The organism is Aminipila butyrica, from assembly GCF_010669305.1.
Classification (GTDB): domain Bacteria; phylum Bacillota; class Clostridia; order Peptostreptococcales; family Anaerovoracaceae; genus Aminipila; species Aminipila butyrica.
Genome location: NZ_CP048649.1, coordinates 3222890 through 3246227, shown reverse-complemented (window position 1 = coordinate 3246227; position 23338 = coordinate 3222890). Strand labels below are relative to the sequence as shown.

17 protein-coding genes and 1 pseudogene are annotated in these 23338 nt (G+C 42.1%); 14 read left to right on the top strand and 4 right to left on the bottom strand.

The features are described 5' to 3' along the window. The first annotated feature begins 64 nt into the window (after positions 1-64). The 6 genes and pseudogenes from Ami103574_RS15190 to Ami103574_RS15165 all read left to right on the top strand — a co-directional run bounded on the left by Ami103574_RS15190 (position 65) and on the right by Ami103574_RS15165 (position 9590). Positions 65-6574, top strand: coding sequence for an RHS repeat domain-containing protein (locus Ami103574_RS15190; RefSeq protein ID WP_163067797.1), 6510 nt, complete (start codon positions 65-67; stop codon positions 6572-6574). 13 nt (positions 6575-6587) lie between these two features. Then, positions 6588-6971: a hypothetical protein gene (locus Ami103574_RS15185; RefSeq protein WP_163067796.1), complete on the top strand. Its 384-nt coding sequence runs from the start codon at positions 6588-6590 to the stop codon at positions 6969-6971. A 219-nt stretch (positions 6972-7190) separates the two neighbouring features. Next, the gene (locus Ami103574_RS15180; RefSeq protein WP_163067795.1) at positions 7191-7763 is read left to right on the top strand and encodes a hypothetical protein; all 573 of its coding nucleotides are present in this window, start codon (positions 7191-7193) and stop codon (positions 7761-7763) included. A 484-nt stretch (positions 7764-8247) separates the two neighbouring features. Beyond that, positions 8248-8679, top strand: a complete 432-nt coding sequence (locus Ami103574_RS15175) for a hypothetical protein (protein WP_163067794.1) — start codon at positions 8248-8250, stop codon at positions 8677-8679. Between the two features lie 262 nt (positions 8680-8941). Next, positions 8942-9150 (top strand): annotated as a pseudogene (locus Ami103574_RS16205) (CPCC family cysteine-rich protein). Next, positions 9150-9590 (top strand): hypothetical protein, encoded by a 441-nt coding sequence (locus Ami103574_RS15165; protein WP_163067793.1) that lies wholly within the window; start codon positions 9150-9152, stop codon positions 9588-9590. The pseudogene Ami103574_RS16205 and the gene Ami103574_RS15165 overlap by 1 nt, the downstream one beginning before the upstream one ends. Before the next feature lie 179 nt (positions 9591-9769). Here the strand turns inward: Ami103574_RS15165 and Ami103574_RS15160 are convergent, their stop codons facing one another. Then, positions 9770-10843: a HAMP domain-containing sensor histidine kinase gene (locus Ami103574_RS15160; protein ID WP_330587121.1), complete on the bottom strand. Its 1074-nt coding sequence runs from the start codon at positions 10841-10843 to the stop codon at positions 9770-9772. A gap of 326 nt (positions 10844-11169) precedes the next feature. Here Ami103574_RS15160 and Ami103574_RS15155 point away from each other — a divergent pair, with 326 nt between their 5' ends. The 4 genes from Ami103574_RS15155 (at position 11170) to Ami103574_RS15140 (ending at position 16979) form a co-directional block, all read left to right on the top strand. Beyond that, positions 11170-12237, top strand: a complete 1068-nt coding sequence (locus Ami103574_RS15155; RefSeq protein ID WP_163067792.1) for an efflux RND transporter periplasmic adaptor subunit — start codon at positions 11170-11172, stop codon at positions 12235-12237. Beyond that, the gene (locus Ami103574_RS15150; RefSeq protein WP_163067791.1) at positions 12224-15316 is read left to right on the top strand and encodes an efflux RND transporter permease subunit; all 3093 of its coding nucleotides are present in this window, start codon (positions 12224-12226) and stop codon (positions 15314-15316) included. The genes Ami103574_RS15155 and Ami103574_RS15150 overlap by 14 nt, the downstream gene beginning before the upstream one ends. A 139-nt stretch (positions 15317-15455) precedes the next feature. Next, entirely contained in the window at positions 15456-16259 is an 804-nt protein-coding gene (locus Ami103574_RS15145; protein ID WP_163067790.1) for a motility protein A, read from the top strand. A 33-nt stretch (positions 16260-16292) separates the two neighbouring features. Beyond that, a complete protein-coding gene (locus Ami103574_RS15140) occupies positions 16293-16979 on the top strand; it encodes an OmpA/MotB family protein (protein WP_163067789.1) in 687 nt (228 codons plus the stop codon). A gap of 130 nt (positions 16980-17109) precedes the next feature. Here Ami103574_RS15140 and Ami103574_RS15135 read toward each other — a convergent pair whose 3' ends face one another. Together Ami103574_RS15135 and Ami103574_RS15130 are read right to left on the bottom strand one after the other, a co-directional pair. Continuing rightward, the gene (locus Ami103574_RS15135; protein WP_163067788.1) at positions 17110-17817 is read right to left on the bottom strand and encodes a pseudouridine synthase; all 708 of its coding nucleotides are present in this window, start codon (positions 17815-17817) and stop codon (positions 17110-17112) included. A gap of 141 nt (positions 17818-17958) precedes the next feature. Further along, positions 17959-18114, bottom strand: coding sequence for a hypothetical protein (locus Ami103574_RS15130; protein WP_163067787.1), 156 nt, complete (start codon positions 18112-18114; stop codon positions 17959-17961). Positions 18115-18334: 220 nt separating this feature from the next. On the opposite strand from Ami103574_RS15130, the gene Ami103574_RS15125 reads away from it, so the two are divergent. From Ami103574_RS15125 to Ami103574_RS15115, 3 genes are read left to right on the top strand one after another with little or no spacing between them, the layout of a single operon-like run. Next, positions 18335-19120, top strand: a complete 786-nt coding sequence (locus Ami103574_RS15125; protein ID WP_163067786.1) for a threonine/serine exporter family protein — start codon at positions 18335-18337, stop codon at positions 19118-19120. After that, a complete protein-coding gene (locus Ami103574_RS15120; protein ID WP_163067785.1) occupies positions 19117-19602 on the top strand; it encodes a threonine/serine exporter family protein in 486 nt (161 codons plus the stop codon). Before Ami103574_RS15125 ends, Ami103574_RS15120 begins: the two co-directional genes overlap by 4 nt. Before the next feature lie 42 nt (positions 19603-19644). Beyond that, on the top strand, positions 19645-20496 hold the full coding sequence (locus tag Ami103574_RS15115) for a GGDEF domain-containing response regulator (protein ID WP_163067784.1): 852 nt from the start codon (positions 19645-19647) through the stop codon (positions 20494-20496). Positions 20497-20521: 25 nt separating this feature from the next. Here the strand turns inward: Ami103574_RS15115 and Ami103574_RS15110 are convergent, their stop codons facing one another. Next, entirely contained in the window at positions 20522-21358 is an 837-nt protein-coding gene (locus tag Ami103574_RS15110) for a MerR family transcriptional regulator (RefSeq protein WP_163067783.1), read from the bottom strand. Positions 21359-21884: 526 nt separating this feature from the next. Here Ami103574_RS15110 and Ami103574_RS15105 point away from each other — a divergent pair. Continuing rightward, positions 21885-23321 (top strand): sigma-54 interaction domain-containing protein, encoded by a 1437-nt coding sequence (locus Ami103574_RS15105; RefSeq protein WP_163067782.1) that lies wholly within the window; start codon positions 21885-21887, stop codon positions 23319-23321. The last annotated feature ends 17 nt before the right edge of the window (positions 23322-23338 follow it).

Sequence of the window (23338 nt, the reverse complement as noted above, 5' to 3'; positions counted from 1 at the left end):
AAAGTGTGGGAGACAAGGGAATGAAGAGATAAACAGAAGGTCTATTTTACAAAGGGGGAGAATAATGAAAATAATAAAGAAAGTTACAAGTTTTCTTATTATTACGTGCCTAACTATCACGTTCATGGGTTTTCAGACGGTACATGCAGAGGCGTTTTTGTCTGATGGTAACAACATAGATGTAGAGATGTCAAGTCATGATAAGTTGTTTCGTGAAGAAACAGATGATGCAGACACAGCTTTAACAAGTACAGAATCATTAAGCACGAAAGACAAGGTTGAAACTAATTTTAGTACGGGTGAGAGCAAGCTTCAGGTAGCGGAACAGGATGACGGTGAGCTTAAATTACCCGATAAAAAAACGATAGAAGGAGATGAAATGCCTTTATTGATAAACAGTGCGTTTGTCAATGGGAATATTCTGACCTTAAATTTTAATAAAATCTTGGATGCGAATAAACTTCCGTTACCAAAAGATTTTAAAGTAAAGATGATCTATAATAACCCTAAAAAAACAGAGGATATAAAGAATATAGATCCAGTCTATCAGAAGCCTTCCAATCCAGCCTATACCATCTCAGGAAATACAACCATTTATCCAATATCTGCAGATGAAACCGCAATAACGGAAATCGATATATTCAATAATAAGGCTATTTTAACACTTGGTGAGGCTGTAACCCCTAATACGGCGGTTACTTTGGATTATACTGCCAATCAAACGGGGAGTCTTCTCTGTGATGAATCAGGCAATAGTGCAGAAGACTTTTCTGACTATGGTATAGCGAACTATACCGGAGGTAGCAATGTACCTGACTTTGTAGCAGAAGAAATATGCGATGAACTGGATACCTCGGCTATTTCGGAGCAGTTGTCCCGGCAGATCTATTACGGGATGACCGGTTATATAGGAACAAGACAAGAGCTATTGGATGCGACCAATGAAATTATCCGAATTTTATCAAGTTCCAATATGACATATGAGGAACTGTCTGATGAAAACAAATTAAAAGTATGTGACTTTTTTGGAGTCAGCGATGAATTCTTTAGATATTCTGGACAGCAGGGAGAAAATATAGAAGCTGCGCTGCTCACCTATTCAGATATGATTAGCTATGGGCTGACAGAAGAAGAGATTAAAGAGGCAATTCAACAGGGAACCAGAGATGAGGTATTAGATGAAAAAGCACAGGAAACAGTAGATTCTCTTTATGAAAAGCGTTTTCGTCGGGCTGCTTTGACGGCAAGCGGAGATGATTTCTCAGAGGTAAAATATAATCCGGAAAAACTGTTGAGTGCGCCTTTTAAGCATAATGAGGGGGCAAACGAACAAATCAACTTAAGCTCGGGGACTCTCGATTATAATGTGACAGATGTCATTTTGCCCGGAGCAGGGGGGATGGATTTAGATATAACAAGACAGTACAGTACAGATCAAGCAAACTATTACAATATCAATGGAAAAATACAATATGGTACCAACAAAAAAGGTAAACCCATATACTCGACCATGAAGGTCTATGAAAGAGAAAAGCAATTTGCCAAGAATCCAGATGGAACCATGGGAAATTGCATTGAGACAAAAAAATATAAGCCCCAAGGTGACGATGAAGTAATTGATTCGGATGCTTTAAGAGGGCTGTACAGTCAGCAAAAAATAAAAGCAGACGGAGATTCTTATTCTGCCTATATCTATAAAATTGCCATGACGTCAGCAACCACTAATACCATATCAGGTAAGCAAGTTTCAAATCCATCTACGGTAAATGACAAAATATGGGGATTGGGAACAGGATGGAAATTCAATTTTTCATATATAGACAAAGATACCTTTTATTATGATTATATGAAACTTCATTTGTCTGACGGCAGGACATTCTGCATATCACCAAATTGGGTGAACAATCTGGGGCATTACACCTATAAAGATGTCATCTTCGCCAATGAGGCAAAAGAGGTGAGAGGCCAGAAGTCTGCCCACAGTGTGACTTATGCAGATGGAAAAAAAGAATATTTCAACGGGGACGGCAAATTGATTGCAATCGTCGATCGGTTTGGAAATACCATATCTTTTGTGTATGCTACCATCAACAACATGACAGATGTCAATATAACAGACTCACTTGGAAGAGTCACCGCGATTACAAATAAGACTTCTGGAGCGGGCTATGACAAAGTTTTAACGATGCCTGATGGTCAGACCATTACTTATACGGTCAACCGAAACAAAGCAAGAGAACTGGACAAGATGCGGGGATATGAAAAATATCCGGGGCAGTTTAATGAATATAACTTGTCTCAAGTGACGAATCCGGCAGGAGAAGTAACTACTTATAATTATACTGATATTTTGTGCGGAGCAGATTTTGGGGCACGTTTTAAACTGTCCGACCGCAACAAATTTATGGGTGTAGATAGTTTTGGTGACGATGATAAATATTATCCAAACTACTATGCAGGGTTATCCAAGATCACTTATCCCACGGGGCTGACGGTTAATTATGAATATTATCCAAGAAGCAATGCCTGGCATGACTATGGCTGCATCATGGATATTGCCATCAAAAGCCGATTTGATAGTCAGAATGGAAAAGAGTACAACAGAAAGGAGTATGAATACTCCTATCAATACAAGAAAAATGGGCAGCTAAGAGATGCCTTATATAATGCGGATGGCTACAGCAAAGAACTTCCAGATAAGGATCCTTTTGAAATATGGAATGATTGGTATGTAAAAGAAAAAGATGTATCTCGGAATATTACGAAAGAATATGGCTTTGATTATCATCGAGGATATTGCACTTATGAAAAAGTGTATGATGCCGGCGTGAAATTAGTTCAGTCTACATCCAATACGTACAATGTGTATAATCAGCTTGTGCATCCTTCCAAGACAAAGATAACCACAGAAAGATATGACACATCAAACAAGCAGGCATTTAAAAATATTGAGTGCTATGCTTATGATGATAAAGGCAATGCCGTTTCCTATTGGCCGTCTCTCTCAGAAGGTAACACTGGAGATGCGGAGTATAAAGTATCCTTGACCTACGATAGCCAGTACAACTATGTGACAGGCAAGTCCTATAAAAGGGATGCCGCTACGGTTATTTCTGAACAGAATCTGCCATCAGCCGATAAAAAGACCGTTGCACAGTCCTTGGTTTATGAAAATGGGCAGTTAAAGGCAAAAAGTGATTTTGCTTATGATTCGTATGGAAATGTTATTCAGAGCAATAGGTATACGGATGTAGCTGCCGGAACATTCATTGGAACGGGCAACACCTATAAGGACGGTGCGTATTTAACCGGTATTACCGTTCAAAACGTAACAGATGCGGACGGAAAGAATCTGGGAAGCATATCAAGACAGGCGACCCACGATATCTATGGGAGAATTTTGACAGAAACCGATGGCAATGGCAATGTAACCCATTACACCTATGACAAGTCCGGAAGAGTAACGAAAGTTCAGTATCCAGATAACAGCACCAAAATATATGTCTATAATACACCAGCAAATATAACCACAGAAACCGACGAGCTGGGACAAGTGACCCGTTATCAGTATGACCCTGCAGGAAATCTAACCGGGGTATACCGTGTAGAGGGGGGCAAAGAAATCCTTCTCAAGGCCAATGAGTATGACAGTGCATACAGGATAGCAAAGGAACAAAACGATCTGGCGGCGGGTGGAAGTGTAACCACTTATGGCTACGATAATAAAGACCGCATCATCTTAAAGCGCTCTGCTGACCAAACCAATAAAACACTGGCTCAAGAATCTACCGCATACTATGATGATAAAATCATCAAGACTGTGGAAGGAGGAGCAGATTGCAGTTCCCTCCAAACCACGGAATATAATGATAAATACGGCAGAGTGACCAAGAAGGGCCAGATCATTAACGGGACGGAAGTATTCCACACGTTTGAGTATAATTATCTAGGGCAGGCAGTCAAGGAAAAATCGGCAAGAGCCAATACGGAGAACTATTCGGAACACTTTACTGCAAGGAATGAATATGATCATGCAGGAAATGTTATCCGGCAGTATGATGTCAATGGCAACTGCGTTACGACAGGCTACGATGCAGCAGGGCGAAAAACTGCTGTAACAGATGCCAGAAGCAATGCGGCGGGTGGAACGTATAAGACTTTATACACCTATGACGCTCTTGGAAGATTGGCAAAGGAAGAAACGCCTTTTACGGAAACATCCATGGCTGTAACCAAGTATTATTACGATGCCAATGGAAACTTGATCCGAAAACAGATAAAAAATAATTTGCCGGGCGCAGAGGAAGCTTCTACAAAGATTGAGAATGTCTATAACAATAAGAATAAGCTGACACAGGTCAAAAATTATAATGGAAGTGCTTTGGCAAATCAGGTGGAATACACTTATGATGTAGCCGGAAATCTGACGGCGATGAAAACCGCACAGGGTGCACAACTGACGAAATATGAATATGACCAATACGGACACCTGACTGTTTTGACGGATCCGCTTGGGAAAAAAGAAACGTATATCTATGACATCAATGGAAACATGACGTCAAAGACGGATAAAAACGGTGTTGTCACAAGATATGCGTATGATGGGCTGTCAAGAAAGCTTAGTCAGAGTGTGACAAAGAACGAAGCGACTCAGTCAGAGACCATGGGTTATACGCAGACAGGAGCACTGGCTTTTACTCAGAATGAGAATCTGCGGACAGATTATATTTACGACGATCAAGGAAGAAAAGTCAAGGAAACCGATTCAAACGGTGTTGAAAAGGTGTATACCTATGATACAGCAGGAAATGTAAAGACTTCTGTGGTTAAAGTAAATGGAACCTCAAAGAAGGAATTGGCTTATACTTATGATAAAAAAGACAGACTAATTCAGGTCTATGAAGCGGGAATGCTGGTAGCAACCTATTCCTATGATGCCAATGGAAACAGAAACAGCCTGAGCTATGGAAACGGAGACAGCTCAGCATATACCTATAACCTGGCAAACATGGTCACCTCCTTAAACAATAAAAAGGGGTCAGATGTTTTGTCCAGCTATGACTATACCTATTATCTAGATGGAAATCAGGCCACGAAGAGGGACAATAAGGGCAGACAGACAAGCTACAGTTATGATGGACTTGGTAGGTTGACGAAAGAAGCGGAAAGCGGAGTTTCTGATGCCATCACCAAGACATACACTTTTGACAGGGCCAATAATCGCAGCGCAATGGCCGTCAGCGGCGCAGAAGCCTACATTGTAGGTTATACGTATGACCTGAACAACAGGCTGACGGAGGAAACCAAGCAGGCAGGAGGTAAGAAGGATATTACCGACTATCAGTACGATGCTAACGGAAATACAATCAGCAAGAAAACGGAGACCGTAAATGAGGGAGCCGAAAGGCAGCTTGCAAGCAATGAGGCTTACACCTATGACGGCTTTGATCGAATGACGGCAGTGAAAAATGACGTAGGAGATATTGCTTATGCTTATAAACCAGATGGACTTCGTATATCAAAGACAGTAAACGGCATAAAAACTACACAGGTATGGGAAGGACAGGATATAGCCTTAGAGCTTGACGGAAGCAATGCTGTTACCAACCGTTACATCCGAGGGAATGGACTGATTAAAAGTGACCAAAATGGATGGTATCTGTTCAACACCCATGGGGATGTAGTACAGTTAGCCGATGGTGCTGGGAATGTCACGAAAGGGTATGTGTATGATGCCTTTGGAAATGAGAAAAACATTGATTCAAACGACAGCAATCCATTCAGGTATTGTGGGGAGTATTTTGACAAAGAGACGGGGGATATTTATCTTAGAGCAAGATATTATGATCCGGAAATAGGAAGATTTATCAGTGAAGACAGTTTTACTGGAGATGTAAATGACCCGTTAAGTTTGAATCTGTATACGTACTGCCGAAATAACCCAATATTGTATATAGACCCCAGTGGCAACAAATATATATTTGATGATGTTTGGCATGGAATGGTATATCGAGCCGATACTATGCGGGACAATCCAAGTGCATACAATGTGGGCAATTGGCTGTCTATGGGATTCTTCGATACGGTAAATGGTGCAGTTAATCCCGAAAAGCCTTTATCAATGCAGCACTGGATAGATAGCGCTGCGGTAGTGACTACCTTTGCTGGAGGATATGGTGCATATAAGAGTGCAGTCCCAAGAACATCAGTTACCACGACGGCTGGGAAGACGGTAGTTAGCGGTGCTGGCAAGACCGGTGCTAACAATATTGCTAATATGCCAAAACTTAATGTAAAATTGACATATGAAGAAGCAAGCTCGATATTTACAAATAGTGGTACATTACGCGCTGAAGTTATAAAGAATTCAAATAAAATTATGCCTGGTAGTAAACTTAACAGCTCCAATGTCATTAAAGCTCTAACCCGTGATGGTAGTTCCATTAATGATTGGGCTAAGATGTCTACGAGAACATTTAAAAGTCCAAGCGGAAGTTTTCAAGTTCATTTTTATCAAAACGTAAAAACAGGACAAATATCGACATACGAGATGAAAGTAAAATTTAATAAGTAAGGAGGAATGCAAGATGAAAGTTAGGTGCATTGATACGAAAAGATTAGATGGGGAGGGGCAATATCAGAGTTTAAAAGTAGGTATGGAATATACCGTTTTAGCTATAGAATTCTATGACAAATCAGAATCATCTTTTAGTGAATCTATTGGAGATTTTATTCTTTATCGAATAAAGGATAATGATGGTATTGTTATACCTTTCCCCGCAAAATTATTTGAAATTACCTCAGAGGAACTATCCGCGTGCTGGGTGGTGAATAAAGAAAAGGACGGGTCATATTCTATATTGCCTAAACTGTGGTCAAGATTGGGGTTTTGGGAAGATTATTATAACGATGAGGATACTGCTATAGATGAGTTTGAAAAAGCTGAACGGGAAATGCTGCTTCAGGAATAAAAGCTGTATGGCCACATAGTTTCAGATAATGTGGCCATCTTTTTTGGTGATGAAGGCAGTACCCTTACCCCACTTGAAAACCGATGTTGTTACTGACATACCGCGAAAACCATGGCTTGCTCATACGAGAAATAAGATATGTTGTAATAGGTCTATGAGGCAAATAATATACCAAGTACATTACATATCTATTAGATTCATTGATAGAGGTGCGACAAAATGATTAAAACCTTATCGGAATCTTCATTCGATAGAATAGCTAAATCGTATTTTAATGTATTCTCAGGGAATAACCCTTTCGAGGATTGTTTTAAAAAGGAAATTGAAAAGGTAGAATTGTTATATCCAGTTGATGGATATTATATGACACGAAAGCAATATACTGCTTTAAAGATTGCTTTAAGTAATCTTTATATTGATGAAGAAGTATATATTTCAGAAATTGAGAAAGAGGCAATAGGAGATATATTTAAACAAAATTGTGATGTTTCTAAATATGAGTTAAAGCACTGGTCTTTTGATTTATCTACTTCTTATGATGAATATATGCAAATAGATGTTAACGTTGAAAATGCAATTTATTCATCGCAAGGTAGATGGGGAATCATTATATCGCATGAAGAACATGCTGTAATTGGGGGGAGTATTGAATTTTTAGATGAGTTTAAAGCAAAATACCCTGAATTTAATAGTTCCTTAAATAATTTCCAAGCACATTGGGAGTATAATAAAAATAATTATAATTCCGATATGGAATGGTATAACAGGTTTATACAATCATTAAAGAGATGATTATGGTGTAGGAGGTCAATTAGAGCAATTGTAGACATGCCTGTTTTCATACATTTCATTAATAGGCAAAGGGGTTAGGAATGACCCCTTTGCGCATCTTGCTTCTATCGATATCAATCCATTCAGGTATTGCGGAGGAATCTACTATTGATGTTTTATTTGTTTGGATTAAAAATAACGGTGGAGTAGTAAGATTGGTAACTGCAATACCAACTAAGAAATAATTGCGGAATGCTGATTACTATAAGCTTTATGTGAACAGGGAGGCGGAATATAATATGTTCCAAGAGTACGATATCGTAAGGGCTAAGATAAACTTAAATGATAAGGTAATAATAGAAACTAAGGGTACTATAGATATACTTACTGTTAAAGAAAGTGACATAAAATAAAGAGTTAATAAGGAAATATTTTCATACAGAGGTTAAAGGGAAATCGTTGAAGATTAAAAAATGGTGCAGTCAATCCCGAAAAGCCTTTATCAATGCAGCATTGGATAGATAGTGCTGCGGTAGTAACTACTTTTGCTGGTGGATATGGTGCATATAAGAGTGCAGTTCCCAAGACATCAGTTACGACAACAGCTGGGAAGATGACAGTTAAGGGCGCTGGTAAGACCGGTGCTAACAATATTGTTAATATGCCAAAACTTAATGTAAAATTGACATATGAAGAAGCACGCTCAGTGTTTACAAATGGTGGTACATTACGCGCTGAAGTTATAAAGAATTCAAATAAAATTATGCATGGTAGTAAACTTAACAGCCACAATGTCATTAAAGCTCTAACCCGTGATGGCAGTTCCATTAATGATTGGGCTAAGATGTCTACGAAAACATTTAAAAGTCCAAGCGGGAGTTTTCAAGTTCATTTTTATCAAAACGTAAAAACAGGACAATATCGACATACGAGATGAAGGTAAAATGCATAAATACAGAGAAATTAAATGAAGATGGAAAATACCTGACGCTCACAATAGGGAAAGAATATGTGGCATTAGCAATTGAATTCTATGATAAATCTATATCTTTGTTTAGTAATTCAGTAGGTGACTTTGTCCTTTATCGTTTAAAAGATAATGATGGAGTTGTCATACCATATCCGTCAAGGTTATTTTGTATCGTATCCGGTAAAATGCCATCATGCTGGGTAAGTTATAAAATAGGAGATTATTTTACATGAAAAAATATAAATGTGTATGTTGTGGCAACTGTACATTAAGTATTAAACTGCCAGGAACATTTGAAATTTGTCCAGTGTGTTATTGGGAAGTGGAGCAAATGATATTAGTCTGAATAACGCTCGGGAGAATTATAAAAGAATAGGCGCAATTTCGGCTGATTGTTTAGTTCACGTTCGAAAAGCCTTGAAAGATGAGATTTGTTAATGAGATTGAAAAAAAACGGCATTAAAGCAGCTAAGGATCTTGGGTTTCAAAAGACAAACTTTACATCTCAGGGGCAACCAGTGAGTAAATGGCATAAAGCAACATTTGATACGATAGAGAATTCTGTAGAATATCATCTAGCAAGACATGGAAACAGAAGAACTTTAGAACAATATACTAATGATGCTATGTATTTCTTCAAAAAGAACAAAAAGCTTGGCGCTGAGGTAACGCTAAAGAATGAAACTAAAGGCATTAAAATTCAAACAGGAACAGGCAAAAATAAAGTGGGAGGTTATTGGACTCATGATGAAAAACTTAACAGTATTTTAGAAAGTATAAAAGAGCAATCAGAATCTGTTAAAACAATCGTTAAGTATAAAAAAAGCTTAGATGAACTGGTAAAGATAATAAAAATAATAGAAGGTTTATCTGTATAAAAACTATATACTTCAACTCAACACAACCTCAATCTGTCTGGAGTTGTGTTGAGTTATTTTAATAAATGGAAAGAATTCGGTGGAGATGTCAGTCAAATAAAGCTGTGATAATTTGCAGCAGAAAAGAATATAGCCCATTATGATTTATATGTTAGTAAGACTGTGTAGATGATCGAACACTACACTGGCAGAACCACCGAAAAGTTGGTGCCAATGCCTGGCTCACTTTCCATCGTAATTTCTCCCTGGTGAAGTTTGACAATTTTGTTGACAATGGCTAGCCCCAAGCCATTACCTTCCGTAGAATGAGATAGGTCACCCTGATAAAACTTATCGAAGATGTGCTTTTGGCTTTCGTCATCCATACCGTAGCCGTTGTCCATCACGGTGAACATGACCCGATCCCCCAGGGATTTCAGCTTAATCTTAATCTTACCTTTGTCTGGGGAGAACTTGATTGCATTGTCAATAAGATTAATCCACACCTGATTGAGCAAATCTTCATTGCCGTTGTAGGTCAGGTCGTCTAAATCAATAATCAGCTCCAGGCTTTTATTAGACCACTTGGACTCTAGCAGCAATACGCTTCGGCGCACTTGCTCCGATAGATCAAAGTCTTCTTTAGAAGAAATAATGTTCAAGTTTTCTAAGGCTGTCAAGGTAAGTACGTTGGTAGATAGCTCAGCGAGCCGATTGGATTCACTGATGATAATATCCAAGTATTCATTTCGTTCTTCCTCGGTTAAATCAGAGTATTTCAGGATTTTGGCAAAGCCTCGCAAGGATACAATGGGCGTTTTGAACTCGTGGGAAAAGTTGTTAACAAAGTCGGAGCGCAAGATTTCCAGGCTGCCCAGTTCCTCAACCATGCGGTTAAAGCTTTTGGAAAAAACGTTAAACTCATCGATGGGGGATAGTGGCAGCCGAATGGAGAAATCCCCATCTGCCACTTGGTTGCAGGCCGCTACTACCTTGCGTATAGGCCGCAGGGGGATCTTGCTTAGAATACCAGTCAAGATGGTACCGATCAGGATGCTGCTGATAATCAAGAGCAGGATGGGGCCGACGATAGCTGGTTCGGTAATTTCTTTTAGAACCCCATATCGGTACAACAGGATAATGGCCACACTGATAATACACATGGTCAGAAGCAAGATGATAAAGACCAGCAGGGAAAGCATAAAGGTAAGAGCCTTTTTTGCCATCCGGGAACGAATCCGGGAGCGGATGCCGGTTTGAGCGGGAGCTTGCAATATATATACACCACCTTTTAATGTTAAATAATCTTATTATTTTTGTTATTGTAACACAATTTGATTACACGAATATAAACAAAATGGAATTCTTTACTTATATTCTTGGGAATATGAATAAAAAGTCCCTATTTTCAAGCGCATTATTTTTAAATTTTACCAATTTGTTTATATTGAGTTTCTGATTATACTTTATTGTTATATATGTGACAGTGGAGAAGCAACATTTTTTTGTTGATTAAAAATATACTACTGAACTTACCCAACATGCTGTCACTTTTTCATGGAACAAGAGCTATAGAGACAGGTAAAGGAAGGGAGAATATATGAAAGGCAAATTAAAAGGCAAGATGAAAATAATCGTAAGTGTCGCAGTAGTCCTAGTGCTGGCTGTGGTACTTGTGCCTAGAATAATTGCAGACAGACAGGAGAACTACGAAGAAGCCACACCTCCTTCAGTACAGCTGGCAAGCCCGCAAGTGGGAAATATTGAGCTGAAAAGTTCGCTGATTGGGAAGGTGGAGCCAGCCAATTATGAGGAGATTTATCCGAAGATATCAGGTCAAGTGACCAGCGTGAAGGTAACGGCGGGACAGACGGTATCTGCTGGGCAGGTAATCTGCACCATCGAGAATAAGCAGCTGGAATCTGCCGGTATCGGTGTGCAGTCAGCACAGGTAAACTTGTCTGATGCCAGAACTGCTATGGAAAGGGCCGAAGCCCTCTACACCAGTGGAGACATTTCTACGCAGAGCTATGAGGATGCGAAAAACGCTTTATCCAGAGCCCAGCTGAATTATCAATCCGCTACCAATACATATAACAACGAATCAGAGTATAGTGTAGTTACTGCATCTACCAGCGGTCTGGTGGAATCCTGTGACGTAGACGTGTATGACAACGTAGGTCCGCAGACAAAAATTTGCGTTATCTCCGGCGGAAGCGATAAGGTCGTTTCTTTTGATGCCACAGAGCGAGTAACCAAGAATATGAAGGTGGGCGATACGTTAACTGTGGAAAAAGGGGGCAGCTCTTATGTGGGCACTGTCAGTGAAATCAGCACCATGGTGGATTCCGCTTCTGGGCTATTTAAGGTAAAGGCTAAAATTGATGCCAAGGCTGCCTTAGCTACAGGAACCTCAGCTACCGTCAATGTAATCTCTGACAAGGTAGAAAACGTTATGACGATTCCGGCAGATGCGGTGTATTACGAAGACGGTCAGGCTCTGGTATACACCTATGAGAAGGGGAAGGCCAAAAAGGTATTTATTGAAGCGGGTATTGCTGATGATGAAAATATACAAGTCATTTCCGGTTTAAGCAGCTCCGACAAGGTCATTGCAACTTGGAGTTCAGAGCTTTATGAGGGGGCGGCAGTAAATGGGGTTAACTAAATTCGTCTTAAAAAGGCCGGTAACAGCTGTCCTATGCGTACTCTGCCTGGTAGTTTTCGGACTTTCCTCTGTAGCGAGCAGTACGTTAGAGGAAACGCCTGAGATCAACATGCCGATTATGATTGTCAGCACCATTTATGCAGGGGCCAGCCCAGACGATATCAACGAACTGGTGACTCAGCCAGTGGAGGATGCCGTCGATACGCTGAGTGGTTTGGATTCAGTCACGTCTTCATCTAACGAAAATAGTTCTATCGTTATGATTCAGTACAAATATGGTACAGATATGGACGAAGCCTATCTCGACTTGAAGAAGAAGATGGACGGTTTGGTTTCTGAACTTCCAGACGATGCTAAGACTCCGAACATCATGGAAATCAATTTGTCTGATACGGCGGTTGTAACCATGTCTGTCAGCAACAAGGCTCAATCCAACCTGTATAATTACGTAGATAATAAAATTGTACCTGAGTTTGAAAAAATCGGTTCTGTAGCCAGTGTAGACATCTCCGGGGGACAGGCGTCTTACGTAAAGGTAGAACTGAATGCTGAAAAATTAAATCAGTATGGGTTAAACCTGAGCGCTGTGTCTCAGGCCATTGCCAGCGGTGATTTCTCCTATCCGGCGGGAACCACCCAGACCGGTGATATGGAGTACTCTGTAACCACTGGAGCTGATTACGATGATATAGAAAGTCTTAAGGGGATTCCAATAAATGTAGCAAACGGAAGTGTTGTGCAGCTTCAGGATGTAGCTACGGTATACGAGGCACTGGAAGATAAGAGCAGTATCAGCCGATATAATGGAGAAGACACTATTTCCATTGATGTTAAGAAACAACAGAGCAGCAGTGCGGTAGATGTTTCTAACGAAGTTATGAAAGTGAAGGCGAAGCTGGAAGCTTCCGACCAGAATCTGAAGATTACCGTGGTCAATGATACCAAGGATACCATTATGGAGTCCTTAAACTCCGTATTTGAGACGTTAATCTTAGCCATCATTATCTCCATGGCCATCATCTATCTGTTCTTTGGAGACTTAAAGGCCTCGTTAATCGTCGGGACATCCATACCGATATCTATTTTCGTCGCCTTAATCATGATGAATTTCATGAATTTCTCCCTAAATACGATCACCATGGGTGCACTGGTTCTGGGTGTAGGTTTGATGGTAGATAACTCCATCGTTGTACTGGAAAGTTGCTTTAGAGCAATTCACGCCATCCCAGATGATGAATATGATTCGGGTTACGTAGATGCCGCTAGCAAGGGCAGCGTGTTGAATCGGAGTTATAAAAACGCAGCCATCGACGGAACGAAAACCGTTCTTTTGGCCGTATTTGCTTCGACGGCAACCATCTCCGTTGTATTCCTACCGTTGGCATTTTTATCCGGTTTAACTGGCCAGTTTTTTAAGCCTTTAGGTTTTACTATTGTATTTTGTATGCTGGCATCCTATATTTCCGCCGTTACTATCGTGCCATTGTGCTACTTTATGTATAGACCGGAGGAAAAGACGAAGGCACCGGCTCAGCGGCCGATTCGTACGATTCAGATTCGTTACAGAAAACTGATGAGAGGGTTGATGCCTAAAAGAAAGCTTGTCATCTTCATGTCCATCGGTGTGCTGGTTGTGTCTGGCTTGCTGGCCACGCAGCTTAACATGGAATTGATGCCGGCCGATGATGACGGTTCCATCTCTGTTACCATTGAAACTAGGCCGGGGGCCAGCTTGGATAAGGTTGACCAGACCCTGAAAGATGTGGAAAAGGTTATCGTGGGCGACGAGCGAGTGGATTCCTACATGGTGACTTATGGCGGAAGTGCCTTGTCCATGTCAGGCAGTTCTGGGGCGACGCTGACCGCTTATTTAAAAGATAAAGTAAAGGATTCCGAAGTGGTTATAGATGACTGGAGACCGTCTATGCATGCCATCAAGAATGCCAATATTACTATGGATGTAGGGTCCTCCATGTCGATGACTCAGTCCGGTGACGGATATGAAATCATCTTGAAGAGTACTCAGTATGATGAATTGAAGAAAGCTTCCGACAAGATTGTGGAAGAGTTGAAGACCAGGCCGGAAGTGACCAAGGTTCATTCCACCCTGGAAAATGCAGCTCCGGTAGTCAAGATTTCTGTGGACTCCGTTAAGGCAAAGGCGGAGGGTTTGTCCCCGTTAGCAATCGGCCAGACTGTCAACAACATGCTCAGTGGGGCAACTGCTACCTCCATGAAGGTCAATGGGGAAGATACGGACGTGAAAGTAGAATTTGCCAATGGGGAGTACGATACGCTGGATAAGGTTCAGGGAATCATCCTATCTACTGGAACCGGTGGCTCTGTTGCTTTGACCGATGTGGCAAATATTCACTACGAGGACAGTCCAAGCACGATCTCTAGAGAGAATAAACAATATACCGTGACCATCGATGCAGACTACACCGATAAGGCTGATAAGAAGACCAAGGCACTGTTGGACGATGAGGTAGCGGGAAAGTATATGTCGGAGACCGTTTCTACTGGGGTTAACTCCATGGATGAAATGATGAGTGAAGAGTTCGGCTCCCTGGGTACAGCGATGCTGACTGCACTCTTCCTGGTATTCGTAGTTATGGCCGCTCAGTTTGAGTCACCAAGGTACTCGCTGATGATTATGACGGCGGTACCGTTGGCCTTAATCGGGTCCTTCCTGCTGTTGTTCTTGATGAATGCATCCATCAGTATGACGTCTCTGCTCGGGTTCTTGATGCTGATTGGTAACGTAGTAAACCACGGTATCTTATACGTGGATACGGCCAGACAGTATGAAGAGGAAATGCCGCTTGATAAAGCTCTGATTGAAGCCGGGGTTACTCGTATGAGACCAATCGTTATGACCGCCTTAGTTATGGTTCTATCCATGATTCCATTGGCTAGAGATGGGCAGATGATGCAAGGTATGGCTTTGGTAAATATTGGAGGAGTTATTTCTTCCACTGTGTTGTCCATGGTTTTCCTTCCGGTGTATTATGCTATGCTGCACCGAAAGAAGCCGCGTAAGCAAGATATTCTTAAAGAACAGGATATGAGTATTTAGTTTCCTTAGCATAAAAACTGCCGGATTTATTCCGGCAGTTTTGCTGTATAACTTGACATTTTTCGATAATGAAATAAAATATTTAGCAGAGGCTCTGCAAGTTGCAGACTAGATTGACACGTGGACAAGGAGTTTTTATATGGATATTTCGTTGCTTATAGGTATAGGCTTTGCCTTAATCTCTCTGCTGGTTGGTTTCCTGCTGGAGGGAGGAAAGCTGCTTTCTCTGCTGTTGTTGAGTCCGATGATTATCGTGTTGGGCGGTACCATAGGTGCCGTAGTGGCATCCTCTTCTTTTCACGATCTTCAGCAGGCCTTTAAGACTTTGAGAAAGACATTTAATCCTAAGGCATATGGAGACCCGGAGGAAATTATTCAAATTATTGCAGAACTTTCAGATGCCTGCAGGCGGGACGGTTTTATTAAGGTGGAAACGGCCTTGACGGATCCGGCGCTCAGCGGGGAGCAATACCTGCTGTTGAAGGAAGGATTGATTCTTATATTAGAGCGGAAGACGACGGAGGAGATTCAGTATATTTTGGAGGCGGATATACGGTCCTATGTGGCCCAGAAACAAGTGGAAATAGATGTGTTTGAATCAGCTGGCGGGTTTTCACCAACTTTAGGCATTATTGGTACCGTTTTGGGGTTGATTCAGGTGCTGTCCAATTTCAGTAGCCCAGAAGAGCTGACTTCCTCCATAGCGGTGGCTTTCGTAGCCACTTTATACGGGGTGTCTTTTGCTAATCTGATTTACTTTCCTATGGCCAACAAAATTAAAGTGTACTTGAAAAGACAACGGCTCTTAAAGGAAATGATTTTGGACGGTGTCTGCATGATTGCCAACGGCGCCCTTAGCCGCAGCGTACGCAACGAATTATCCCTTTATTATCACGCATTTCCGGACGGCTCGTCCAAATATATAGAAAACATTGAAAATTGATTTTAGAAGAGATTGTGAACAGGTGGAGATACATTGAGGAAGAGACCAGCATCCTACGAGGAAGAAGAAAAAAAGAATAACAATGAGAGGTGGCTGCTGACCTATTCGGATATGATTACCTTGCTGCTGGCCTTATTTATCATTATGTACTCCATGAGCACTATCGATGCGGCCAAGTTTAAGGCTGTGGCAGAGAGCATGGGGCAAGCGTTAAATAACCCCAAGATGGTGGAGGCTCCTACCTCGGATGAGAAAAGCGATGGGGAAAAAATTACCGATATGGAACGGCTGGCTAAAGAGGTAAAGAGCTATATTAAGAAGAACAACCTTCAAGGGCAGGTAGAGGTTACGGGTACGGATTCCTATGTAAAAATTGACTTAAAGGATACACTGCTGTTCATCCCTGACAGCGACCAGCTTATTGACGGAAACAGTACCGTACTCCTAGAGTTGAAAGACCTTATGGGTGAATATTATTCTCAAGTACGTCATATCAGTATTCGCGGGCATACGGCCTTCGTGTCGGGGACCAATGAGCAGTTCTCCTGGCAGCTGTCTGCCAACCGAGCGTTGACGGTAGTTAACTTCTTAGCGGCCAACGGCATGTCTGGGGATAAATTCTCTATAGAAGGGTATTCTCACTATTCTCCTGTAGGGAACAATGATACGGAGGAAGGCCGAGCCAAGAACCGACGGGTAGAAATCTATATCACACAGTAAGGGTACAGGTACAGAATACTGCTGACTTTTGCTGAGGCATAAAAATAAAGAAAAAGCAAGGCGAACCAATCCTTTTGGATTAGACGTCTTGCTTTTTTGCTGTTAACCGCCAAGGCGAGGCGGATAGGGGTCACACATTTTTTAGATATTCGATTTCTTTAGGGGTTAATTTCCTGTAATGACCAATCATCAAGCGTCCCAGGTAGAGCTCGCCTATAGCTACTCGGTCTAACTCCTGAACTTTGTTTCCTACAGCGGCAAACATCTTGCGGACCTGGCGATTCTTGCCTTCATAAATCTGAATCTCCACGATGGCAGAGCGTTCGCCTTGCTTTAGGACTTTCACGTGAGCCGGGGCAGTAACAAAGCCGCCGATATCCACTCCTTTTTCCAAGCGGGCAACTTTGGCAGCAGATAAGACGCCTGCTACCCGAGCTCGGTAAGTTTTGTAAACGTGGTGCTTGGGGTGTGTAATCCGGTAGGCTGTATCCCCGTCATTGGTCATAATCAGCAGCCCGGTGGTGTTGTAATCCAGTCGTCCCACTGGAAAGAGGCGGGCATCTACGTCAGCTACCAAGTCCTGTACTGTGGGCCGGCCTTTTTCATCGGCAGAGGAGGTGATAAAGCCCAGCGGCTTGTTTAGCATCACGTAAACCGACTTTTTTTCTATCTTGTCAATACGACGGCCGTTGACTTCTACCACATCACCTTCCTGAACGTCGTAGCCCATTTCTTTGACTACCAGTCCGTTTATTTTTACGTTTCCGTTGGCAGTCAGCTCGTCTGCTTTTCGCCTGCTGGCAAGGCCTGCCTGAGCGATGTATTTATTCAGTCTCATCTATACCGTTCTCCTAAATATCTTTCTTTTATTTCATAACTTGATTATGGGAGTAGTATATCAAAAAACGGAATAAAAGTCCAGTTGACTGAAAACAAGCTGGACTTTTAAAGAATGGGTAACTATATAATAGATAAACGCTTAATGATAGGAGCCAACAAACGCTGGACGCAAAGGTTCCGCTTGAACCTGAGAACAGCCGTTGATGCTGTATAAAATATAAGCGCTGAGCTCTTCTTTGGAGAGGTCTTTTTTCTTGTCAACTTTAGCGGAATATTTTTTTGTATCGGCTTTCATGGTCCCAACCTCCTGACTTTTGTTTAGAATATTTATCGATTTAATAAGTTATTACGTTATTATAATAAAGCGATAAAACGAAAAAGTCAAGGGGGTTTTTGGATTTTATAAAAATTAGGCGAAAGCAAAGGAATTTAAAGGCTTTTATGGTATACTTAGGACTGTAATCAGGGATGAATGGAGTTATCTTGTGAATTTAATATAGAAGGGTCGGGATGACATGACGAAACAACTGCAAAAAAGAATATTGATTATGGCTCTGCTGGCAGGCGAGCTGATGATGAAGAGCGGTGCAGAGATTTACCGGGTGGAAGATACCATTACTAGGATTTGTAAGGCCTGCAAAATTCCGTATGTGGAGGCTTTCGCTACCCCAACAGGCATTTTTCTTTCTCTGGATAAGGGCGGGGAAGATAACGAGATGTTTACCTTTATCAAGAGGATTCGAGGCTCGGCCACGGATCTGGGAAAGATTTCTGAAATTAATCAGTTTTCTCGAGATTTTGTCAGCACGGATTTGTCCGTGGAGGATGGTATGGCTCGATTGAAACAGATTTCTAAAAGGAAGCCCTATCCCCTGGGCATCAAGCTCTTGGGAGCAGCTCTGACCTGCGCCTTTTTCTGCTTAATGTTTAAGGGTACGATTCAAGATTTTGTTTGTGCCTTCATCATTGGTGCGGCTAGCTATTTGCTGTCAGCAATCTTCGATGGTTTTGAAACCAATTATTTTATCAAGGGCTTTTGTTGTACGGCTTTTGCTGCCTTTTTGGCCTTGATTTGTGCGGCTTCGGGATTGGGTAATACCTCAGGTCCTACTACCATTGGGGCATTAATGCTGTTTGTTCCCGGGGTGGCTATCACCAATGCTATTCGGGACTTTTTAGCGGGTGATATGTTGTCGGGATTGGCTAGAACCTCAGAAGCCTTTTTCATCGCTATATCTCTAGCTACCGGAGCAGGTGTCGTTATGCGGCTATGGGTTCTGATGGGAGGTACTATTTTATGACATACCTTTGGCAGTTTATATTTGGTCTAGTCGCCACCGTGGGATTTGCCATTCTTTTTCACGTACCTAAACGGCATATCTTTGTAGCCAGCCTCATCGGCGGCATGGGCTGGGTGGTCTTTGCCTATTGCCGCAGTGATTATGGCGGAGCCTTGTTGGGCTGCTTTCTCGCCGCCTGTGTTGTGGGCTTTTTTGCGGGCATTTGTTCCCGAGTTTTTAAGGAAACTGCCACCGTATTTACCATTCCAGGGATTATTCCTTTGGTGCCGGGAGCGGGCATGTACTACACCACCTTGTACCTCATTAGTGGGCAGCTGGAGCAGGCAGCAACTACTGGTACAGAGACTCTGCTTATGGCAGGTAGTATTTCCGTAGGACTCTTGGTAGTCAGCTCCTTTTTCAAGATTCATTATACCTTAGCAGGAAAAATTAAAAACAAATTCAGGAAAAAGAGAGAAAAGTGTGATATAATGGAAGAATAAGACAGAATCTTGTTGGAGTTTTCAAAGTGGAGGGTAGTGTCCATGAAAAGAATTTTGGTAGTAGATGACAGTCAGTTCAATTTAATGGTAGTACAGAAGGCTTTAGAGAATGAATATGAGGTGCATACGTGCCTCAGCGGGAAAGAGGGCATACAGTTTGTCCGGCATAACCCCATAGATTTAATTTTAATGGATATAGAAATGCCGGAATTCAGCGGCATCGAAACGGTAAAGATGCTGAAGAAGGATGCCCGGCTGTCTCGGATTCCCATTATATTTTTGACGGGTTTGTGCGACCATGAGGTAGAGAAAACCTGTTTGGGGCTGGGAGCCAGAGACTTTATTACAAAGCCTTTCAATGAGCTGGTGATGCTTCAGCGAATCAAAATGGTACTGGAGTTGCAGGAGCATTTAGAGGAACAGGCTTTGGAGAGCAATCGCGACCCGGTGACAGGATTATGGAATAGGAGGCGTATCGAGAGGCAGATTGAGCAAGAGTGCCAAAAACGACCTGCAGGGGCGCTGGCCGTAATGAACTTGGACCACTTTCGCTTGATTAACGACGCTCTAGGCTATCAGCAGGGAAATCATTGTTTGCAGGTAGTGGGAGAAGCTTTTAAGGATTTGATTAGGGAGCCGGAGCTGGCAGCCAGAGAAGCGGCAGATATCTTTATGATTTACTTGCCGGAGGTTACGTCTGAAGCAGAAGCAGAACAGCGGATTCAAACAATCTGCTTGGAGTTGGAAGGGCGTTTGGAGGCAAATAAGTTTCACGGATTAACGCTTTCAGCAGGCATTGCCATGCTTCCCCAGGGGGAGAACTCCTTTGGCGAGGGGTATTATCAGGCTGAAAAAGCTCTCCATCAAATGAAGTTACAGAGTAAAAAAGCGTAAATTGCCACGAACCACAACGTTACCCTTATGAGAATATTTTTTCCACCGGCACCAGCACTTCGACCACGAAGAGGCTGGTGTTTTGCGTAGTCCAATAGTCGATTAGGGAACGCTCATAGGAGCCTTTGTCACAGGTATAGCCATTTGATTGGGTCCATTGAAATATTTTCTTGTAGGTCTTATCAATGTCCTCAAAAGGGCCTAGGTGATAACAGGACGCATAGATTTGCCCCCCGAAGGTCCACACGCTGGCAGGATTGCTGGTTTTCAGCAGCGTCTGTTGCATAATAACTACAGGAGTCTTTTCTCCTAGCAATTTTTTTTCGATAGAGGGGAAATGCAGCAGCAGGGCGCCGCCTACCGGCTCCCCTGTTTCTTCGATGTAATTGCTATAATCAATGTTGACGATTGCTTCTTGGTAGTCAGCGAACGGTGTCTCCAGATAGGAATAGCAGCCCCTTTCCAGATACTTCAAGGACACCTGACGTACATCATTTTTTCGAATCAAATCGGCTTCAATGATAAGCCGCAGCCAGCCTTCTATGGAGGCGTATTTCATGTAAATCTCTTTCCTGCGGCCTTTTAATTTTTCTGTTTTTTCCTTAAAAAATTTTTCGTGCTTGACAAAAGAGTTCTCATCAATAAGGTCTTTAATCTCTTCTAGGGAGAAGCCCATCTGTTTGTAATATTTGATTACGGGAACATAGGCCAGGGCTTCCTTGCTGTAAAAGCGGTAATTGTTTTCCCCCAACTTATCCGGGCGGATTAGCCCTATTTTATCGTAAAAACGCAGGGTATCCGTGGAAATATTGCAAAGCTTGCTGGCCTGCCCCACCGAATAATAATCTCGTTCCTTTTTCATTCTCAAACCTCAACATCTGTAATCCTGAAATATGATATTATCATACCACAGAACGTTTACTGGCGTATAGGGATGAGGCAGCTTTTACGAACAAAAAATTAAAAGCACGCCATAATCGGATGGATTATAACATGCTTTTAATTGAACGAAATTTTTGAGTAGTTGTATCATCTACCTATAGTATAGGGGATTCCCTATACTCAAAGGTCAAGAGTTATTTTTAAAATTTTTTAAAAATATTATTGTTGATTTCTCACTAAAAAACCGGAGAATTTTAAGGTAAAGATCTTTTTCAATGAATAAATTTGTCAAAAGTTGTCCAAGTCTGCTTTGAACTGTTCAAAAGCGGCGTAAAAAAACATTCCCCTAAGGATGAAGGTTTATACCATAAATTTCTAAGATTTTCTAAAATAATTCTGTATATTCGGAAAATTATTAATGGTTGTCAGCGAGAAAAAATGATAAAATAAATATAGTTAATAAACATGCCAAGGAAGTTTGACATGAAAAAGAAAGGTAGCCGAAGATGATGACAAATTACTTGGAAAAGATGATGCACATATACAATACCATGGATTCTGTCCTGATTACCAACCTGGAAGGAGTTGTGGAATATTCGGCCATCTTTGATGAAAAAGACCATTCCATTAAAAATGAGGGGTATACCGGAAAATACTTGCTGGATGTATATCCAGAACTGACTCGGGAGACCAGTACTCATTTTCGGGCTATGAGGACGGGAAAAGCCGTCCTGGATGAGGTTCAGACGGTAACCGATCTGAATGGTATGAAGCTGACTTTTGTAAGCAATACTTATCCCATTGAAGTAGAGGGGAAAATCGTTGGGGCCATCGAGGGAACGGTGATTTTGGCAGAAGGAGGGAAGCCTTACAGTAAGCGAATAAAGGAAGAAAGCAGTTCGGTTGGACATTCTCTCTATCAGGTAGAAGATATGATTGGCCACAGCAGCCGAATTCAGGCGGTCAAGGAGAAGATTCTGCGGGCGGCAGAGGGGGATTCCACCGTGCTCATTGTGGGAGAGACGGGAACTGGCAAAGAGATTGCAGCTCAGGCCATCCACAGCCACAGCAGCCGTAGAGATCAGGCTTTTATTTCCCAGAACTGCTCGGCCATCCCGGAGAGCTTGCTGGAGAGTACGCTATTTGGCACGGTGCGCGGGAGTTATACGGGAGCGGAAGACCGCAAAGGCCTTCTGGAACTGGCAGATAAGGGGACGTTATTTTTGGATGAGCTGAACTCCATGAACATTGAATTGCAAGGAAAAATCCTCAAAGCAGTGGAAGAACAAAAGATTCGTAGGTTGGGGTCGGAAAAAGAACGAAAGATTGATGTACGGATTATTTCTGCCATCAATGAAGGGGTGGCGCAGGTTCTGGAGAAGGAGAAAATGCGTAAAGACCTATATTACAGATTGGGTGTATTTCAAATTGAGCTGCCGCTGCTGAAGGAGCGGAGAGAAGATGTGCCTTTGCTCATCCAACATTTTATCCAGTATTACAATAAGAAGGGACAGCGGAAAATTGAGGAATGCAGCCAGTTAGCGGAGCGTCTGCTGATGGATTACGATTGGCCGGGAAACGTGCGGGAGTTGAAGAATGTCATCGAATATGCCTTTAATATGACCAGGGGACGGGACATCACCATCAACAATTTGCCGGAGCACTTGGTCTATGATAAGAGGCGTAAAGAGCAGGAAGCTTCTGGCTTGACAGGGGACCTTTTAGGCCTCGATGTGGCTTTGAATCAGCAAGGGGACGAGCAGGGTGTGGATTGGGAGACCGTATTGGAAAACGGTGCGACCTTGGGGGCTTTGCTGGATGACTATGAAAAGCAGATTCTCAATCAGGTGCTGGAGGGCAGCGCCAGCGTTACAGAAGCGGCGGACAAGCTGGGAGTCAGCAGACAGGTACTGAACTATAAGATAAAAAAGCATGGTCTATGAGCATGCTCAAGGTGGAA

What these genes read in the sequence shown, in the direction of transcription:
- Ami103574_RS15135 (WP_163067788.1), bottom strand. Translation starts at nt 17,817, where the DNA reads ATGAGACTGAATAAATACATCGCTCAGGCAGGCCTTGCCAGCAGGCGA.
- Ami103574_RS15125 (WP_163067786.1), top strand. Translation starts at nt 18,335, where the DNA reads ATGACGAAACAACTGCAAAAAAGAATATTGATTATGGCTCTGCTGGCA.
- Ami103574_RS15130 (WP_163067787.1), bottom strand. Translation starts at nt 18,114, where the DNA reads ATGAAAGCCGATACAAAAAAATATTCCGCTAAAGTTGACAAGAAAAAA.
- Ami103574_RS15105 (WP_163067782.1), top strand. Translation starts at nt 21,885, where the DNA reads ATGATGACAAATTACTTGGAAAAGATGATGCACATATACAATACCATG.
- Ami103574_RS15155 (WP_163067792.1), top strand. Translation starts at nt 11,170, where the DNA reads ATGAAAGGCAAATTAAAAGGCAAGATGAAAATAATCGTAAGTGTCGCA.
- Ami103574_RS15110 (WP_163067783.1), bottom strand. Translation starts at nt 21,358, where the DNA reads ATGAAAAAGGAACGAGATTATTATTCGGTGGGGCAGGCCAGCAAGCTT.
- Ami103574_RS15145 (WP_163067790.1), top strand. Translation starts at nt 15,456, where the DNA reads ATGGATATTTCGTTGCTTATAGGTATAGGCTTTGCCTTAATCTCTCTG.
- Ami103574_RS15150 (WP_163067791.1), top strand. Translation starts at nt 12,224, where the DNA reads ATGGGGTTAACTAAATTCGTCTTAAAAAGGCCGGTAACAGCTGTCCTA.
- Ami103574_RS15175 (WP_163067794.1), top strand. Translation starts at nt 8,248, where the DNA reads ATGCAGCATTGGATAGATAGTGCTGCGGTAGTAACTACTTTTGCTGGT.
- Ami103574_RS15185 (WP_163067796.1), top strand. Translation starts at nt 6,588, where the DNA reads ATGAAAGTTAGGTGCATTGATACGAAAAGATTAGATGGGGAGGGGCAA.
- Ami103574_RS15190 (WP_163067797.1), top strand. Translation starts at nt 65, where the DNA reads ATGAAAATAATAAAGAAAGTTACAAGTTTTCTTATTATTACGTGCCTA.
- Ami103574_RS15180 (WP_163067795.1), top strand. Translation starts at nt 7,191, where the DNA reads ATGATTAAAACCTTATCGGAATCTTCATTCGATAGAATAGCTAAATCG.
- Ami103574_RS15165 (WP_163067793.1), top strand. Translation starts at nt 9,150, where the DNA reads ATGAGATTGAAAAAAAACGGCATTAAAGCAGCTAAGGATCTTGGGTTT.
- Ami103574_RS15120 (WP_163067785.1), top strand. Translation starts at nt 19,117, where the DNA reads ATGACATACCTTTGGCAGTTTATATTTGGTCTAGTCGCCACCGTGGGA.
- Ami103574_RS15115 (WP_163067784.1), top strand. Translation starts at nt 19,645, where the DNA reads ATGAAAAGAATTTTGGTAGTAGATGACAGTCAGTTCAATTTAATGGTA.